General features: G+C 40.2%; 15 protein-coding genes. 5 read left to right on the top strand and 10 right to left on the bottom strand.

All coding sequences use genetic code 11. The features are described 5' to 3' along the window. Window positions 1-22: 22 nt before the first annotated feature. Entirely contained in the window at window positions 23-865 is an 843-nt protein-coding gene (locus MKL36_RS13030; RefSeq protein WP_000081482.1) for an IclR family transcriptional regulator, read from the top strand. A 64-nt stretch (window positions 866-929) separates the two neighbouring features. Next, a complete protein-coding gene (locus MKL36_RS13025) occupies window positions 930-2,102 on the top strand; it encodes an MFS transporter (RefSeq protein WP_086374144.1) in 1,173 nt (390 codons plus the stop codon). A gap of 35 nt (window positions 2,103-2,137) precedes the next feature. Here MKL36_RS13025 and MKL36_RS13020 read toward each other — a convergent pair whose 3' ends face one another. Continuing rightward, window positions 2,138-3,109, bottom strand: coding sequence for an NAD(P)H-dependent flavin oxidoreductase (locus MKL36_RS13020; protein ID WP_021510318.1), 972 nt, complete (start codon window positions 3,107-3,109; stop codon window positions 2,138-2,140). A 221-nt stretch (window positions 3,110-3,330) separates the two neighbouring features. Here MKL36_RS13020 and MKL36_RS13015 point away from each other — a divergent pair, with 221 nt between their 5' ends. Then, window positions 3,331-4,140 carry an enoyl-CoA hydratase gene (locus tag MKL36_RS13015; protein WP_021510317.1) on the top strand — a complete coding sequence of 270 codons (810 nt, stop codon included), beginning with the start codon at window positions 3,331-3,333 and terminating at the stop codon, window positions 4,138-4,140. A gap of 66 nt (window positions 4,141-4,206) precedes the next feature. On the opposite strand, the gene MKL36_RS13010 is transcribed toward MKL36_RS13015, so the two are convergent. Next, window positions 4,207-5,052, bottom strand: a complete 846-nt coding sequence (locus MKL36_RS13010) for an IclR family transcriptional regulator (protein WP_000996083.1) — start codon at window positions 5,050-5,052, stop codon at window positions 4,207-4,209. Between the two features lie 186 nt (window positions 5,053-5,238). Then, entirely contained in the window at window positions 5,239-6,456 is a 1,218-nt protein-coding gene (locus MKL36_RS13005) for a CaiB/BaiF CoA transferase family protein (protein ID WP_021510316.1), read from the bottom strand. A gap of 332 nt (window positions 6,457-6,788) precedes the next feature. Between MKL36_RS13005 and MKL36_RS13000 the strand changes: the two genes are divergently transcribed. Both MKL36_RS13000 and MKL36_RS12995 read left to right on the top strand, forming a co-directional pair. Next, window positions 6,789-7,940, top strand: a complete 1,152-nt coding sequence (locus MKL36_RS13000) for an acyl-CoA dehydrogenase family protein (protein WP_000617419.1) — start codon at window positions 6,789-6,791, stop codon at window positions 7,938-7,940. A 61-nt stretch (window positions 7,941-8,001) separates the two neighbouring features. Continuing rightward, a complete protein-coding gene (locus tag MKL36_RS12995; RefSeq protein WP_021510315.1) occupies window positions 8,002-9,252 on the top strand; it encodes an MFS transporter in 1,251 nt (416 codons plus the stop codon). A gap of 222 nt (window positions 9,253-9,474) precedes the next feature. Here MKL36_RS12995 and phnX read toward each other — a convergent pair whose 3' ends face one another. From phnX to MKL36_RS12960, 7 genes are all read right to left on the bottom strand, one after another. Then, window positions 9,475-10,290, bottom strand: coding sequence for a phosphonoacetaldehyde hydrolase (phnX, locus tag MKL36_RS12990; RefSeq protein ID WP_000210523.1), 816 nt, complete (start codon window positions 10,288-10,290; stop codon window positions 9,475-9,477). A gap of 26 nt (window positions 10,291-10,316) precedes the next feature. After that, window positions 10,317-11,504 carry a 2-aminoethylphosphonate--pyruvate transaminase gene (phnW, locus tag MKL36_RS12985; RefSeq protein ID WP_021510314.1) on the bottom strand — a complete coding sequence of 396 codons (1,188 nt, stop codon included), beginning with the start codon at window positions 11,502-11,504 and terminating at the stop codon, window positions 10,317-10,319. A 26-nt stretch (window positions 11,505-11,530) separates the two neighbouring features. Next, a complete protein-coding gene (locus tag MKL36_RS12980) occupies window positions 11,531-12,685 on the bottom strand; it encodes a TIGR03364 family FAD-dependent oxidoreductase (protein ID WP_021510313.1) in 1,155 nt (384 codons plus the stop codon). A 101-nt stretch (window positions 12,686-12,786) separates the two neighbouring features. Then, window positions 12,787-14,496, bottom strand: coding sequence for a putative 2-aminoethylphosphonate ABC transporter permease subunit (locus MKL36_RS12975; protein ID WP_021510312.1), 1,710 nt, complete (start codon window positions 14,494-14,496; stop codon window positions 12,787-12,789). Next, a complete protein-coding gene (locus tag MKL36_RS12970) occupies window positions 14,490-15,692 on the bottom strand; it encodes an ABC transporter ATP-binding protein (RefSeq protein ID WP_086374143.1) in 1,203 nt (400 codons plus the stop codon). The genes MKL36_RS12975 and MKL36_RS12970 overlap by 7 nt, the downstream gene beginning before the upstream one ends. A 22-nt stretch (window positions 15,693-15,714) precedes the next feature. Next, a complete protein-coding gene (locus tag MKL36_RS12965; protein WP_017816167.1) occupies window positions 15,715-16,752 on the bottom strand; it encodes a putative 2-aminoethylphosphonate ABC transporter substrate-binding protein in 1,038 nt (345 codons plus the stop codon). 91 nt (window positions 16,753-16,843) lie between these two features. Beyond that, on the bottom strand, window positions 16,844-17,566 hold the full coding sequence (locus MKL36_RS12960) for a UTRA domain-containing protein (protein WP_021510310.1): 723 nt from the start codon (window positions 17,564-17,566) through the stop codon (window positions 16,844-16,846). Window positions 17,567-17,678: the final 112 nt, after the last annotated feature.

The raw sequence follows: 17,678 nt of genomic DNA, 5'->3' as shown, positions 1-17,678 counted from the left end.
TTTAATTATATTTGAGGATCGAATGTCTCAAAACACGGAAACTGAAAAACCAATAAATTTTGATGAGATACGTTTAGATCCTATTTCGCATATACATCGGGAAAATAACCCGCAGTTTATTGCTTCTTTAGCACGCGGCTTAGAACTTTTAAGATGCTTTTCTGCAAATAATCAGGTGCTTGGTAACCAAGAATTAGCAAAAATGACAGGTTTACCTAAACCGACCATTGCACGTATTACCAATACCCTTGTGTCATTAGGTTATTTAAAACAATTACCTAACTCGACCAAATACACATTAGATATTGGTGTCTTATCCTTAGGATATGCAGCTTTATCTAACATCTCGATTCGTAATATTGCTCATCAATATATGGAAGAGATGAGTCAGTATGTTCAAGCGCCCGTAGCGATGGCAACGCGTGATCGCTTAAATATGGTGTATATCGATGTTGTGCAAATTGAAACAGCCTTAAATATGCGCCGTCCAATTGGTTCGACTTTACCACTGCATAGCAGTTCTATGGGACGAGCATGCTTGGCTGCGACTCCTGAACGTGAGCGCAACTTTCTACTCGACGCATTGAAACAAAAAAATCCAGAAAACTGGCCAGCCATCAAACGCTCATTAGAACGAGCTTTCCGTGATTATCAAGATTATGGATATTGTTTGTCTTTGGGTGAGTGGCATAAAGAAGTAAACTCAGTAGCTGTACCTTTGGTTAGCTCTAAACACGGTCTTTATGTCTTTAACTGTGGTGCGCCAAGTTTTCATTTAAATCCGGAAAAACTTGAAGGTGAAATTGGACCACGTTTAATCCACATGGTGCACAATATTCAAGATGCTTTGAATGAAACGCACTAACCCTCTTACTTCAAGCAGTAATGGTTGTGTTGATTAAAGTTCCACTTTCATTATGACAATAGGCATGATGAAAAACGCACTCTATACCCCAACCATTATTTTAATGGCGATTGCCGCAGGCATTTGTACAGGTGGAAATTATTTTAGTCAGCCACTTATTCATTCAATTAGTCTAAGCCTAAATTTAACTGAAACCACTACAGCGTGGGTGCCAACTCTAGCCCAAATCACCTACGCATGTGGCTTACTCCTTTTAATGCCGTTGGGCGACATAATAGAAAAGCGTAAGCTGCTATTTATCTTTATGTTATTGGCTTCAAGTGGATTAATTATTAGCGGTTTTTCGCACAATATTTATCTTTTACTGCTTGGCACTGTTATTACTGGCCTATTTTCCAGCGCAGCTCAACTTTTGTTACCGCTTGCTGCAAGTCTGGTTCCAATTCAACAAAGCGGCCGTGTCGTAGGCTTTTTACTGAGTGGACTGATGATGGGGGTTTTACTCGCCCGCTCCCTTTCTGGACTGATGTCTACGCTTTTCGCTTGGAATATTATTTATCTGGTCAGTGGTTTTCTGTTACTTGTGATTGCCTTTATTTTGCATCGTAATATCGGGTTATTTCCACCGACTAAATCTGAAAACTATGCGAAAACCATTCGTTCTTTACCACAGATTTTTATTCAAAGTCGACGGTTAAGAACCAGAACTTATATTGGTGGTTTCACATTTGCTTGTGTGAGTTTAACCTTTACCACCATGTCGTTGCTTCTGGCTCCAGCGCCCTATTTTTTTAGCGACTTTACCATTGGCCTTTTCGGTTTTGTTGGCGTGTTAGGAACTTTCGTTGCTAATTTTTCAGGCAAATTTATTGACCAAGGCTATATCCATAAAATTTCAATTTATTGCGGCATTGGCCTTATATTAAGTTGGGTTCTGTTTTTACTTTTACCCTACCATTTTGCCTTTTATATTATTGCCTTACTCATTCTCTACGCTTCTCTTTCTGCTGTACATGTCACCAATCAAAGTATTGTATTTAAACTTAATCAAGAATTACGTTCGCGGTTTAACGCGATTTATATGACAGGTTACTTTGCTGGCGGCGCTTTAGGCACAACGGCAGGAAGTTATGCTTGGAAACACTACGGATGGACAGGTGTCTGTATTTTAGGCTTAATTTTTGCCATTGTATGTCTTTATTATTGTGTGCGTGATGCAAAAAATCAGCACAATTAAAACTTGTGCTGATCTCAAAATAGGCTAATAGTTCGTTATAAAAGCCCTGATAAACGTCCGCGAATAATATCTTCTGCCTCTTTGACAATCCGGCTAACCAGTTCATCGCATGTCGGAATATCATGGATTAAGCTTGCGACTAAACCGCATGACCATGCACCTGCATTTACATCGCCATCAATCATGACTTTTGGATAAACCCCTGCAACTTCTTCAATAATATCTTCAAATTTAATGTTATCGCCGAGTGCTTTTTCTTTTGCCACGATTTTTTCTACGGCCGCATTATTCATGACACGTTCTGTATTACGCAAAGCACGCATAATTAAACGCGTATCTCTTTCGGTTGCATTCAAAATCGCCTGTTTCACATTTGCATGTACGGGAGCTTCCTGAGTCGCAATAAAGCGTGTTCCCATATTAATTCCATCGGCTCCCATCGCTAAAGCAGCAGCAAGTGAGCGTCCATCTGCCATACCACCTGAAGCAACAAACGGAATCTCTAATGCATCGGCTGCTAAAGGCAATAAAATCATATTTGGCACGTCATCCTCACCGGGATGCCCACCACACTCAAAACCATCTACAGAAACTGCATCACATCCAATTTGCTGAGCTTTTAAGCTATGTCGAACCGAAGTACATTTGTGAATTACTTTAATACCAGCAGCCTTTAAATATGGCATCACCTGTTCAGGATTACGCCCTGCTGTTTCTACAATCTTTACGCCACCTTTAATAATTGCCTCTACAAAACCCGGATAATCAGGAGTATTTACGGTAGGCAAAAAGGTTAAATTTACGCCAAAAGGCTTATCGGTCATTTCTCGGCAACGTGCAATTTCTTTTGCCAGATTTTCAGGTGTACGCTGAGTCAGGCCAGTGATAATACCTAACCCGCCCGCGTTCGAAACCGCAGCAGCAAGCTCTGCAAAACCAACATAATGCATACCGCCTTGAATAATTGGATGCTCAATTTCAAATAATTCTGTAATTTTGGTCTTCATATTCTTTCCACTCACTGTTCTATAGCCAGCCTCTTATTTCCTTAGCAGGGCTAGATGCTTATTTACGCATAAATCCTATCAGTATTTAAAGTAATTTAAGTTAAAAATTTCACAATACAAAATTTTATACCACAATATAAAACAAAATAATTGATAACGGAATTATTTTTCGATAGCATCAGTTTAAATTTTAGACGGAAAATTATTTAAAGGAATGAATGATGCAGCAGAACAACAAAACCCAAAGCGAGCTTAAAACAGGCACAATTCATAAGTATTTTGATAGAAATATACTAACGCTCACCATGAGTAATCCCCCTAAAAAGAATGCAATTAATTATGAAATGTATGCAGCTTTAAGTCAGGCATTGGATCAAGCGGCAACTAATCAAGACATTCATGTGGTTGTGCTTAGTGGTGAAGACTCCGCATTTACTAGCGGCAATGATGTAAACGCATTTGAAAAACGAGATACCACCACTTCAGAACCACCCGCTTCGATTGTTTTCTTAAAAAGCTTGGCAACGTTTCCAAAACCGATTATTGCTAAAGTAAATGGTGTGGCAATTGGCATTGGCAGCACTATGCTTCTACATTGCGACCTTGTGTATGCAAGCCAAAACTCTATTTTTCAGTTCCCCTTTGTGAATTTGGGGCTTGTACCTGAAGCGGGTTCAAGTTACATCTTGCCAAGATTATTGGGCTTTGCTCGAGCTTCGGAAATTATTTTACTCGGTGAAAAGTTTTCGGCGGAACAAGCAAAAAATTATGGTCTGGTAAATGAAATATTTGAAGCCAATGAGCTGGATCAGGTAGTTGAAGATATGGCAATTAAACTCGCTCACAAACCAAGCCAAGCCTTACAGCTCAGTAAAAAGTTACTAAGAGATATGCCAATTGATGATCTACTCAATCGTATTGACCATGAGTCGACTATTTTCTCGCGTTGTTTACAAGGTTCCGAGTTTAAAGAAGCATTAAGTGCTTTCAAAGAAAAACGGAAACCGAACTTTCACAACCAAACAGCCTAAAGCTTACCCATTAAAAAGCCAGCCTTAAAAAAACAAAGCTGGCTCTTATAAATGAATCAAATAGGTTTAGCTAATCTCGGTACGAATATTATTCACCATATGTAAAAGACGTGGTGCAATATCTTCTTCAAGTTTTTCACGATTCATAATAAAACTTGGGCCGCCACAGTTAAACACCAATAAACCATGTTGTTCATGAATGAGTGGAACCGCAACCGAATTGACATCTTTATGCCATTCGCCAATTGAAAAACAATAACCAAAATCTTGGTAGTCTTTAAACGCTTTGTCTAGATCACGGTTAATTTTGATCCAGTCTTCTTTGTGCTTGTTACGAATCGCATTAAGCAAGAACTCTCTTTCATCTTCTGGCATGGCAGCTAAACATGCACGTCCCATTGAACTTAAATGAATCGGTAAATACGTTCCGACTTGACGGCGCATGGTCATATTGCCTTTGCCTTGCACCACGTCAAGATAAATCATATTCAGACGATCGCGTGTTGCCATGGCTACAGCAGCACCAGCATAGTCTGCCAAATTTTTCATATATGGATGAGCAATAGAGCGAATCGATACGTTAGACAGCATCGAATAACCAAATGCAAGAACTCCTACTGAAAGCTGAAATTTGCTTGAGTTAGGTACTTGTTTGATATAGCCCAAACGCGACAAGGTATGTGTGAGGCGAGTAATGGTTGGTTTTGGCAAACCTGTCATCTGCGCAAGCTCTTGATTGCCCAAATGCTGATGTTTAGGCGTAAAACAACGTAATAGCTCTAAACCACGTGCTAATGCAGTAATAAATTGGCGATCATTTTCATCCTGCATATCTTCAATCGGATGTAATAATTCATGCCTTAAAGGCGCTAATAATTTTTCTGTCTGTTCTGCATCAACTGCATCGTTCATTGTCATACCAATCCACATTTTGTTTCGCACTGCGAAAATTATAATCTATTTTTTCAATAAATAGCAAAAGAGCAAACATCCTAGTATGCATTTTAAAGATAACTTCATTTAACTTATTAAAGCGAAAGATTAAATATTTTATTTTCTGATTTTAAATATAATTTTAACCTTCCGCTTTTAAGCCACCTACCCAATTACGCCCTTTTCTTTGAGCTCAGCTAGTTTTTCCGAAGAAACCACTCTTCCCAAAACGGCCTGCGTATGTTCACCCAGCAGCGGCGGTGCTGTTTTATATTCAACGGGTGTTCTCGAAAGTTTGATTGGTGACCCAATTACCTTCAGTTTTTTACGTTGAGGATGGTTCATCTCGACTAACATTTCTCGGGCAATTACTTGCGGTTCTTGAAAAGCTTGTTCCAAGTTATTAATCACACCTACGGGAACTTTAGCCGCATAGATTGCATCTACCCATTCATCTGCTGTTTTTGTTAAAAAGTGAGTTTGTAAAATTCCGATAATTTCATCACGATGCTTAATTCGGTCTGCATTTCGGGCAAAACGCGGATCATTTGGTAAATCGGGTAAACCAATACTACGACAGAGTTGAATAAACTGAGTGTCATTTCCGCATGCAATAATGAAATCACGGTCAGAAGCTTTGAACACTTGATAAGGCACAATATTGGCGTGTGCATTGCCATAACGTTTAGGGATATTACCCGATGAAAGATAGTTCATTCCCTGATTTGCCATTGTGGCAATTTGAACATCAAGCAAAGCCATATCAATGTATTGGCCTAAACCCGTCACATGGCGGTTGAGTAAAGCAGCCTGTATGGCAATCGTAGAATAAAGCCCCGTGGCTAAGTCAGAAAATGCAACGCCTACTTTTTGTGGACCGCCACCCGGCAAATCATCACGCTCACCAGTGACCGACATGAGTCCCCCCATGCCCTGAATAATAAAGTCATAACCGGGTTCTTCTGCTCTGGGACCAGTTTGACCAAAACCTGTAATTGAGCAATACACCAGTTTAGGATTAATCGCAGATAAAGACTCGTAGTCTAAACCGTATTTTTTTAAAGACCCTGCTTTGTAGTTTTCAATCACGACATCGGTGTCTTGAATGAGGGCTTTAATCAATTCTTGACCATCAGGACTGGCAATATCGATGGCAACCGATAATTTATTACGGTTGGTAGACTGATAATATGCAGCTTCTTGAGTGTCTTGGCCTGAGTCATCTTTCATCCAAGGTGGCCCCCAAGAACGGGTATCGTCACCAACTTTCGGTCGTTCAATCTTGATTACTTCTGCGCCTAAATCGGCAAGAATCTGTCCACACCAAGGTCCAGCCAATACCCGACTTAAGTCAAGCACCCGAATTCCATTTAAAGCACCCATCTTTATCCCACTATATTTTGTGACTTATTTCCTATAGGAAAACTTATCCATTTAAAATTTCGCATAGCGATATATATTTTTAATATACACAGCTCTCTTGAAAAATCAAACTTTAATTTTCCACTAAAAATAATGATTTTTTATAAGAAAATATAGCTTAAATAAATCAATAAATTAGCCAAACATAAATCAACAATAAAGTATCGCATTGCGAAATTAATTTTCAAAAATATATTGTTTTGCATTCATCCTTTGATTACTATCGCTTCAAATATTGGTGATTTTACGAACATCACATTGATGTTTTTTGCATGTAGTAAAAGGACGAGACTATGATTCGAGATCAGGAAACCTTAAATCAACTTGTTGATATGATTCGACAATTTGTTGAAGGTGTATTAATTCCTCATGAGAATGAAGTCGCTGAAACGGATGAAATTCCTCCAGATATCGTTGAGCAAATGAAAGCTCTCGGTTTATTTGGTTTAACCATTCCTGAAGAATACGAAGGTCTTGGCCTGACGATGGAAGAAGAAGTCTATGTGGCTTTTGAATTGGGTCGTACCTCTCCTGCTTTTCGTTCTCTCATTGGGACCAATAATGGCATTGGCTCAAGTGGCCTGATTATTGATGGGACCGAAGCACAAAAATCCTTTTTCTTACCGCGTTTAGCACGTGGTGAAGTGATCAGCTCTTTTTGCTTAACCGAACCGGATGCAGGTTCTGATGCGGCATCTTTAAAAACCAGTGCAGTAAAAGATGGCGATTTTTATGTGTTAAACGGCACCAAACGTTTTATTACCAATGCACCTCATGCTGGTGTATTTACAGTCATGGCACGCACAAACTTTGACATTAAAGGTGCTGGTGGTATTTCTGCTTTTATTGTCGATAGCCAAACTCCAGGCATTTCTCTTGGCAAGCGCGATAAAAAAATGGGGCAAAAAGGCGCCCATACCTGTGACGTTATTTTTGAAAATTGCCGCATCCCTGCTTCGGCACTCATTGGTGGTGTTGAAGGAGTTGGTTTTAAAACTGCTATGAAAGTGCTGGATAAAGGCCGTTTGCATATAGCTGCCTTGAGCGTCGGTGCAGCAACACGAATGCTAGATGATTCTTTAAATTACGCCATCGAACGCAAGCAATTTGGACAACCGATTGCCGAATTCCAACTCATTCAAGCCATGCTTGCTGACTCAAAAGCTGAAATTTATGCAGCTAAATGTATGGTCTTAGACGCTGCCCGCCTACGCGATGCAGGGCAAAATGTTAGCACTGAAGCTTCTTGCGCAAAAATGTTTGCAACCGAAATGTGTGGCCGCGTTGCTGATCGCTGCGTACAAATTCACGGCGGTGCGGGCTATATCAGTGAATATGCCATTGAACGTTTTTATCGAGATGTTCGTCTGTTCCGTCTTTATGAAGGGACCACTCAAATTCAACAAATGATTATTGCCCGAAACATGATTCGCGCTGCGTCTTAATTAAATTTTAAGCACTTTAAAACGACTTGGAGTGCTTTTTATCAAATGTAGGTAATGGATTATGGCTACAAATTACAAAGAAGGTCTTTCTCGTATACAGCCTCATACGTGGAAAATAGCATTTATTTTTGCATTTCTAGCACTATTGGTAGATGGTGCAGATTTGATGCTGCTGTCTTATAGCTTAAATAGTATTAAGGCAGATTTTGGATTAAGTTCAGTACAAGCAGGTATGCTTGGCAGTTTTACATTGGCAGGTATGGCTGTTGGTGGAATTTTTGGGGGATGGGCGTGCGATAAATTTGGTCGCGTGCGCATTGTGATTATTTCTATTTTAACTTTCTCGCTCCTCACCTGTGGTTTAGGTTTTACCCAGAGCTTTCTTCAGTTTGGTATTTTAAGATTTTTTGCATCACTGGGTTTAGGTTCACTTTATATCGCCTGTAATACCCTCATGGCCGAATATGTCCCAACCCGTTATCGCACCACAGTACTAGGCACGCTACAAGCTGGCTGGACTGTCGGCTACATTGTTGCGACCTTGCTTGCAGGCTGGATTATTCCTGATCATGGCTGGCGCATGCTGTTTTATGTTGCGATTATTCCTGTTGTTATTGCTGTCCTCATGCATATTCTTGTACCAGAACCAGAAGCATGGCAAAAGTCTCGACTACAACAACCAGTCATGGCTCAAAACGCATCGAAAACCTCGGCATTTAAGCTTATTTTCCAAGATAAACGAAACCGTAATATGTTTATCTTATGGGCGTTAACGGCAGGCTTTTTACAGTTTGGCTACTATGGCGTAAATAACTGGATGCCGTCATATCTAGAAAGCGAACTGGGTATGAAATTTAAGGAAATGACCGCCTATATGGTAGGTACATATACCGCTATGATTTTAGGTAAAGTTCTTGCGGGTATGATGGCCGATAAATTAGGGCGTCGCTTTACCTATGCTTTTGGTGCAATTGGTACTGCTATTTTCCTACCTCTGATCGTTTTTTATAACTCACCAAGCAACATTTTATATTTACTGGTCACCTTTGGTTTCCTCTACGGCATCCCGTATGGCGTAAATGCAACCTACATGACCGAAAGTTTTGCGACTGCTATTCGCGGTACAGCCATTGGTGGTGCTTATAACGTCGGACGTTTAGGCGCTGCATTAGCCCCTGCAACAATTGGTTTCTTAGCCTCTGGCGGCTCAATTGGTTTAGGTTTTGTCGTCATGGGTGCTGCCTACCTGATTTGTGGTGTGATACCAGCCCTATTCATTAAAGAAAAAATATACGACCCTCAAAAGTCGTAAAAGATCCATCACAAAAAATCCTATAGGTCCTATGACTATAGGATTGATGGTCTAACGAACTAAACACATGGTTTGGATCGTTAGCAAGAAATAAGGAATTTACTCCTCAAAGTTATTCCTTATTTCCACATATGTAGAGTTTATTACTCTTCATTTTAATTTTTTAGGTAAGCTTAGCTCCCAAGGGAGCTAAGCTTAAAAATATATTGGCCTAAACTATCTTTAAGGACGTTCACCCTGCTCCAAACGGCGTTCAATATCATCGAGTACATTTGGCAAATCAGCGACACTATCAATCACATAGTGAGCGCCCGACGCATTCATTTTTTGGTATGCCTTATCTTTTAGAACAATCTGTTCATCGGCCGATAATGCGCTCCACTCTTCATAGCTTAAACCGACTTCATTGCCACTAATCGCAAGCCCGACTGTCCAGCAACCTGCGTTTAAACCTTCGTCAATTCCCACCACAGTATCATCTACTTTTACAACGGTTTTGATGTCGGATACATCGAGTTGAATTAAGTTTTTCCATAGCATTTCAGGATATGGACGGCCATATTTCACGTCGCTGGCAGTAACGATACAGTCCGGTCGGTAACCCTGATCAGCAGCATCTTTAACTAAACGACCAATCATCATGGATGCATAGCCCGTGTTACTGCCAATTTTTGCACCACGCTTTTTAATATTTTCAAACGTTTCTAATGCACCCGGAATTAAAGCAGAACATTTCGGAATAGAATTTAACTGATACGGAATAAAGTCTTTATATAAACGGTCAATATCTGCTTCAGTTGCAGGTTTCCCATATACTTCCTGCCATGCCGCTGCTACACGCGGCATTTTTAAAACTGCTGCAATATGATCACGTTTCTCTAATCCCATGGGCGCACGCGCTTCTTCAACCGTAATTTCAACTTTATTGTCTTTAAATAAAGCCATAAAAGCTAAAATTGGTGCGCGTGAGCCAAAATCTACTGTTGTACCAGCCCAGTCAAAAACCACAGCCTGAATTTGTGTGTTGTTGGTTGTCATGATGTATCCCCTTAATTTAATAAAAATTATGCTGTTACAGCTTGGTTTAGGTGGTTTTCGCAGTAGCTCGCAATTGCAGCAAGAAGCCCTTCAATATCTTGAATATAAACTTCGCCAATATTGCCTATACGGAAGCAGTTGAGATCTGTGACTTTGCCCGGATAAATTACATAGCCTGATTTTTTTAGCGTTTCATAGAATGACTGAAAGCTAAATTTCTCGGCTGTTGGGTAAAGAAAAGTGGTAATGATGGGTGATTGTGGGCACTCTTCACCGAGCACCAATTCAAAGCCAAGTTGTTGCATACCTTTAGATAAGGTTTGTTGGTTTTGTAAATAACGTTGATAACGTGCAGCAACTCCCCCTTCGGCTTCAAGCTCAAGCAATGCTTGATAAAATGCACGTACCACATGGGTTGGCGAGGTAAAACGCCATTTGCCGTTATGCTGCTCCATGGTATTCCACTGATCATACAAATCGAGGCTAACCGAACGTGCCAAACCTTTACATGCTTCTAGACAATCACGCTTTGCCAAAATAAAGCCAAAGCCCGGAACACCTTGAATACATTTATTTGCACTTGAAATTAGAAAATCAATTTCAAGCTCAGCCATATCCATAGGTACTCCACCAAATGAACTCATGGCATCCACAATCCAGATTTTTCCTGCCGCTTTAACTAAACGGCCTATCTCTTGAATCGGGTTTAAAATACCAGTGGTGGTTTCACAGTGCACACAAGCAACATGACTAATGGTTTTATCTTTTAAAACACGCTCAACTTCTTGTAAATCTGGTGTTTGGGTTTCTAAATAGTTCAGCTCGATCACTTCAATATTTAGGCAACGCGCCATTTGCACCATACGTGCACCATATGCGCCATTATTAATGATCAAGATTTTGCCATCACGTGGAATAGCTGACCCAAGCACAGACTCCACAGCAAAACTTCCACTGCCTTGCATTAACACAGCCGTATATTTTTCAGGTTCGCTGGTTGCCAACTTTACCAGTCGATTACGAATATCTTGTACCAGCGAGTTGTATTCTTGGTCCCAAGTACACCAGTCTTTTTGCATGGCACGGCGTACTGTTGCCGATGTTGATAATGGTCCTGGAGTAAGGAGCAAATACTTGTTCTCTAAATCCATATCGAGTTGGGGTTGCATGTTCATAATGTTACTCATTTCTTTCGCGTTCATTTCAATATACATCAATCTGGTTTAAACCAGATGACAAACTAGTAAATATTTTGTTCTAATATTTCTTTCATAAAGCCAGCCCCTGTAGTCATGCCTTTGCCAGCAATCGCACTCACCAGAAAGATATTTTTTTCAGCTTCAGTGACACAGGCCAACTCATGTTCATGGGTCAGGTAATAACCATTCCAACGTTTTTGAATTGGAGGTAAATTCAGCCCTAGTTTTTGGCGGCAGTATGTTTGAATAAACTCATTAATCTCTTCACGCTGCTCGAACTGAGGCGCTTCATCAATTGAATGATATTCGTGACTATCGCCTACGATCAGTTCGCCAAATTCGTTTTGTTTAATCAGAATATGAATACCGAATTCTTTAATGAAACCCTGCTGTGATGCTTTAACTAGCTCGGCATGACTTGGGCAAATTTCAAAAGCCGGATAACGTGAAATAGATAAGCCTGAATAAAGAGAAGTATTTAAGTTTTGGTGAAACCGTTGAGTCAGGGCCATTTGTAGGCCACAACGTTTCAGATTCAAGCTTTGTAAGAGATCTGGATATAAAACATCGATGACTTCACCGTGACAGATCAAAACTTTATTTGCCCGATATGCCTCGCCACTTGCCAAACGAACCTGACAACTTTCCTTCTGATATTGGGTTTGAACAACACAGGCATTGGTATAAATCTTTACGCCGTTTCTTTCGGCATATGCCAACAGTCGCTGCCCAATCATATGCGGTTCGACCGAATAGTCTTCTTCAAAAACCAAACCGCCTTGAAACTGCTGCGAAGGATTTAAATAAGAAAATTGGGTGACCAATTCCTCATGGCTAAACAAATGAACTGGAATTTGGTAGTTATTTGCACGCTCGGCAAACTCATTTAAAACCTGCCATTCAAGTGCAGTGTTTGCCAGATAGACACCTTGGCGTTGAGCAAATGAAATATCGGTTTCAGCCTGAATGCGTTGATAAAAAGAACGCGTTTCAAGCGCGTACTTTCGCCACTGTTGCTCTGGATGGGTTAAGGTCGATGTTCCAACCATGCCGAAATTACGGCGAGTTGCGCCCACAGGCTTGGCATTTTTCTCGAAGATACAAACTTTCAAGCCTTGTTCTTGTGCCTGTATTGCAGCGGACAAACCTAAAATACCTGCTCCGACAACAATTAAATCAAACTGTACGTGATTCATAAGACTTCCAATTTGCGAAATTTAGGATGAATAAACCCTTGCCTTGTTGAACAAAGCATTTCGTTTCAGTCGGTTAAATAAAAATTGTGTTTAGCTAAAACTTAGTGAGAACTTTCACGCCATTGCTGACTTCTTGCCATAATTTTTCTAGTAAATAACCAGTGAATGAGTTTTACAACACATGAGGTGGTTAAAATGAGAATGCTCATCGCAACAGCGGCAACCGTGTCTCCCGCATCATCCATATTTAAAACAGCTACCGCAGCTAAACTGGTGTCTGGTGAATAGAGGAAAATGGCAGCCGATACAGTCGTCATGGCATTGACAAAAATATAGACCGATACATCGCATAGCGCTGGAAAACACATGGGCAAATACACTTTCCAAAAGGTTTTCCACTTCGATGTTCCTAAAGTTTGTGCTGCTTGGTCGAGCTGTAGCGGAATTTGTTTAATCGCATTGGTTAAAGTCAGATGTGGCACGGTGTAATAATGCACAATGGTTGAAATCACCAAAATGGTCATGGTTCCATACAGCACATTTAACGGATTACTCTGCTGGTTAAAAAACAAAATATAGGCTATACCCAAGACCAGCCCCGGCACAGCAAGAGGTAATAAAACCAAAGCTTGCACATAGTTTTTAATGAATGGATGTGCCTTAAAACGTTCGGTTAATAGCGCTACCATAAAAATGAGTGCTGTTCCAAAAACAGTACTAAAGAGTGCCATGCGAATCGAGTTAAAGTACGCTGCCCAACCGCCACCATCGACATATTCAAAACTGTAATGTGCTAAGGTCAAAGACAAATCATAAGGCCAAGACTGAATAAAAGATGCGAGCACTGCCGTAAAGATAATCAGTAAAATCGCAGCTGAAACCAAACCACAAAATAAGCTCAGAACGACTTCAAGCTTTTTATTACGCGCAGAGACATAAGGTTTAGCCTGAAAGGCTTGAAAACGTGCATGACGTTTGCTTTGTATACGATCGAAAATAAAAACAAAAACTGCGGGTAACAATAACAAGATGGAAATCACCGCACCCATACTCATGTTTTGCTGCCCAATAATCTGCTTATAGACATCAAGCGCCATCATGTTAAATGAACCGCCAATGACTTTCGGAATTCCGAAATCGGTCAGCACATAAATAAAAGCCACTAGACTTGCGCTGATGAGTCCATACCGAATTGCAGGTAGTGTGACGTGGTAATGCGTCTTCCAGATGTTTTTACCCAGCGACAAAGACGCTTCAATTAAACGCTGATCGACACTGCGAAAAGACACCATCATCAACATTAAAATTGCTGGAAATAGCCAAAAGCAGTAACTGATTAAAATACCGATTGGACCATAAATTTGTATATCGCCCAGCAAAGGTTTAAACACACCTTGCTTACCAAACAAATAAACCAATGCCAAAGAAGGCAAAAGTGACGGCGCTAAAATCGGTAAAAAAGCCACCAGTTTAAAGAAGCCTTTGCCTTTTATATTCACATTGGTGAGAGCAAAAGCATAAATACTGGCAAGAAATACTGTAATGACAGTAGCAGCACAAGCAACCCCCACCGAGTTAAATATAGAACTGAGTAAAGCTGGGCTTGCAAAATAATTATAAAAATTTTCAAAACCAACAAAATTTTGATTTTCATCAAAAAATGCAGTTTCAAACAGCATGACCAATGGAGCAATAATCGCTAAAGTCAAAGCGATTGCGACCATAGCCAAAGTAATATTTGATCTTAATGAATATTCAGTTTTTCGACGCGGCTGTGTTTTTAAAACCGCTGAAGCAGCTTCATTTAACATAGTGCGTACCCGTGTTCGTCAAAGACATGAATGCGTTGATTAGGCACTTTTATAAACATCAGTTCTTGCAAAGTTTTGAACTTGGTATTTTCAATTTCAATTTGCAAAAGGTGTTTTTCCTGCTCAATTCCATCGATATGAATAGCGCAAAATAAACGACGCTTGGCACCTAAAAATTCACTGCTTAATACTTTAACCGGCAAATACAACGACTCTTTATCACTACCGAAATCATCAACCAACTCGACAGCTTCGGGTCTAAAACCAATACTGTAATTTTCCCCTGCTTTAAGTTTTTGTTGCTCCAAATTTAGAGGAATAAAACCTAAAACCTCGAGCTGATTCGGTACAGCGCAAGTGGCTTTTAAAAAATTCATGGTGCCAATAAACTTGGCAACGAATTGGGTTTGTGGCTTGTAGTAAATATTGTGCGGCGTATCAATTTGCTCAATGACACCATGATTCATGACTACAACACGGTCAGAAATGCTTAATGCTTCTTCTTGGTCATGTGTGACCATAATCGTTGGCAAGTTAAGCTGCGATTGAATCGAACGGATCTTTTGTCTTAGCTTTAGACGCACCTGAGCATCGAGTGCTGAAAGAGGTTCGTCCAATAGTAAAATATCTGGATTCGGTGCAATTGCCCGAGCAAGCGCAACACGTTGCTGCTGCCCGCCTGACAATTGGTTAGGATATTTTTTGGCAATATCAGGTAACTCAATCAGTTCTAATAACTGTTGAACCCTTTGGCTACGCTGTGCCTTATCCCATTTCTTTTTATCTAAGCCAAAAGTAATATTTTCTTCAACGTTTAAGTTTGGAAATAACGCATAGTTCTGAAACACAATGCCACAGTGACGCTTTTCAGCACTGAGCAACGTAATGTCTACGCGCTTTTTTATAACCTTTCCATAATCAGGTTTTTCTAAACCCGCAATGATGCGTAGCAATGTAGTTTTACCGCATCCAGACGGCCCCAAAAAGCTCACGAACTCGCCCGCTTTCAGGTCTAAATTAATATGCGCTAGGGCCTGAAAGTGTTGGAACTTTTTTTGAATATCTACTACTTCTAAAACCGAAGGGCCATGTTCAGGATATTTATAGGTCGTTAAGGTCGACAATAAATGCCCTGCTAACTCGGCCTTTTGGTTTTGACCTAGCAGCGATGACTGCAATGACGAAGGTATTTGCATAATGAGGCCCTTATCCCAAAGATCACTTTTCAAAACGCTTTGACCATTCAGCCAAAATACGTTCACGTTGCTCGGCCGCCCAATAAAAATCATTTTTTACGAGCATTTGGGGAAGGTTTTTCGGGAAGTCCATAGTGGTATTTTCAATGCCTTTATAAGCTACCATTGAAAAGTTATGGGCATAGGCTTCATTTGCCGCTTTGCTTACCGACCAGTTTATAAATTTCTGTGCGCTACTTAATTTCTTGGTTCCTTTCACAATTGCTGAGGCTTCCATTTCCCAGCCTAAACCTTCAGTTGGATAAACCACTTCTAAAGGCGCACCCTCTGCTTTTAATTTAAATGCCGGATAGCCGAAAGAAACACCAATTGGGATTTCGCCCTGTGCAGCCATCTTGCAAGGTTTTGAACCCGAATGAGGATATTGGGAAATGTTTTTATCTAAAGCTTGCATATAGTCCCATGCCTGCTTTTCGCCCCAAATCTGCATCCAAGCCGTGACATCTAAATAGCCTGTGCCACTCGAAGCTGGGTTTGGCATCACAATCAAGTTTTTATAAATCGGGTTGGTTAAATCTTTCCAAGTTTTTGGAATTGGTAACTTACGCTTTTCTAATTCGACTTTATTGACACAAATTGCAGATTCCCATGCATCCATACCCGTCCAAGTCGGTACAGGTTTTTGGCTCACAAATTCTGGTTTTAAATTTTGAATACCTTCAGGTTTAAAAGGCTCAAGCATGTCTTTCTTTTCCATGACCAGCAAACTGGTTAAAGCCACACCAAAAACCACGTCCGCTTGTGGGTTTTTCTGCTCTGCCAAAAGTTTAGCGGTGATTACACCAGTTGAATCACGTACCCATTTTACTTTGAGTTCTGGATAGGCTTTGTGTAATTCTTCTTGGTATTGTTTAAGCTGGTCGGCTTCCACTGCCGTATAGACTGTAATTTCTTCTGATTGTTTTGATGTTGCTGATGAACATCCCATTTGAATAGTAACTACTACACCTAAAATTGATGCAGTGCCGAGTTTAATTGTCTGTTGAACATACTGTTTCATCTGCAAACCATCGAATGCAATTATTTGATGATGGTATTTCAACAGCTTTATATGACAGTTTAATTAATCTGGTTTAAACCAGATTGCATTTTTATGCTCGCGCTTCGAAATGTAAATCTAAAACATCATGTAGCCAATATTCTTGGTCAACATCGGTAATCACGCCCTCTTCATTTCTATTACTACGGCAAATATATAAACCGAGTGCGCCCACATTGACATGCAGTGCTTTGGCCTGCTGTTCCGATAAAGCCGTTGGATAGAGGTTAATGTCAGCTCTGGTGATATGGCAGTTATATTGATTTGCCATCAGTAAAGTAATGGATTGCTTAAGATCATGAGTTAAAAACTCCGGAAAAAGCTCGGCATTCACACGTAAATGTTCAACCAAAACAGGTCGTCCATTAATACAACGACGTCGCCAAACTGAATAAATCGGATGGTCTTTTTCAACTTTTAAATGCTTGGCATCCCAAGAAGTGGCCTGAGTCAGTTCACTCGAAATCACTTCTGTCGAAGGTTCATAGCCTTGTTCAATCACAAACTGATTAAAGTTTTTAGTCGATTGTGGGTGATAAATAATACGAGGAGAACGAACATACCAACCACGGCGGTCTAAACGATAAATCAGGCCATCAGTTTCCAAAGCCAGTAAAGCTTCACGTGCAGCCACTCGTGTGGTTTGGAATTGTTCAGAAAGTACTCTTTCCGAAGGGAGTTTTGCGTGGGCTTCTAATACGCCAGATTCAATATCATGGGCAATTGCATCGCGAATAGGAATATATTTAGGTATGCGTGCTTGGTCCTGTTCCATACAAACTTAGAATTTATAAATAAAGAAATTAATAGCAATATACTGAAAAAATATGACAAAAGCTTTTATTAATGCTGATCTTTTAAGCAAAACAATCTCTTAAGCTAGTACG

This window comes from Acinetobacter sp. AOR12_HL (genome assembly GCF_027855275.1).
GTDB classification, from domain to species: Bacteria; Pseudomonadota; Gammaproteobacteria; order Pseudomonadales; family Moraxellaceae; genus Acinetobacter; species Acinetobacter baumannii.
The sequence above is the reverse complement of the archived record's forward strand: the minus strand, read 5'-3'. Positions and strand labels throughout refer to the sequence as shown.

Excerpts from the sequence above, each read along its gene's own strand:
- phnW (WP_021510314.1), bottom strand. The coding sequence starts at position 11,504 with ATGTATATTGAAATGAACGCGAAAGAAATGAGTAACATTATGAACATG.
- MKL36_RS12975 (WP_021510312.1), bottom strand. The coding sequence starts at position 14,496 with ATGTTAAATGAAGCTGCTTCAGCGGTTTTAAAAACACAGCCGCGTCGA.
- MKL36_RS13005 (WP_021510316.1), bottom strand. The coding sequence starts at position 6,456 with ATGGGTGCTTTAAATGGAATTCGGGTGCTTGACTTAAGTCGGGTATTG.
- MKL36_RS13020 (WP_021510318.1), bottom strand. The coding sequence starts at position 3,109 with ATGAAGACCAAAATTACAGAATTATTTGAAATTGAGCATCCAATTATT.
- MKL36_RS13000 (WP_000617419.1), top strand. The coding sequence starts at position 6,789 with ATGATTCGAGATCAGGAAACCTTAAATCAACTTGTTGATATGATTCGA.
- MKL36_RS12970 (WP_086374143.1), bottom strand. The coding sequence starts at position 15,692 with ATGCAAATACCTTCGTCATTGCAGTCATCGCTGCTAGGTCAAAACCAA.
- MKL36_RS13015 (WP_021510317.1), top strand. The coding sequence starts at position 3,331 with ATGCAGCAGAACAACAAAACCCAAAGCGAGCTTAAAACAGGCACAATT.
- MKL36_RS13025 (WP_086374144.1), top strand. The coding sequence starts at position 930 with ATGATGAAAAACGCACTCTATACCCCAACCATTATTTTAATGGCGATT.
- MKL36_RS12960 (WP_021510310.1), bottom strand. The coding sequence starts at position 17,566 with ATGGAACAGGACCAAGCACGCATACCTAAATATATTCCTATTCGCGAT.
- MKL36_RS12995 (WP_021510315.1), top strand. The coding sequence starts at position 8,002 with ATGGCTACAAATTACAAAGAAGGTCTTTCTCGTATACAGCCTCATACG.
- MKL36_RS13010 (WP_000996083.1), bottom strand. The coding sequence starts at position 5,052 with ATGAACGATGCAGTTGATGCAGAACAGACAGAAAAATTATTAGCGCCT.
- MKL36_RS12980 (WP_021510313.1), bottom strand. The coding sequence starts at position 12,685 with ATGAATCACGTACAGTTTGATTTAATTGTTGTCGGAGCAGGTATTTTA.
- MKL36_RS13030 (WP_000081482.1), top strand. The coding sequence starts at position 23 with ATGTCTCAAAACACGGAAACTGAAAAACCAATAAATTTTGATGAGATA.
- phnX (WP_000210523.1), bottom strand. The coding sequence starts at position 10,290 with ATGACAACCAACAACACACAAATTCAGGCTGTGGTTTTTGACTGGGCT.
- MKL36_RS12965 (WP_017816167.1), bottom strand. The coding sequence starts at position 16,752 with ATGAAACAGTATGTTCAACAGACAATTAAACTCGGCACTGCATCAATT.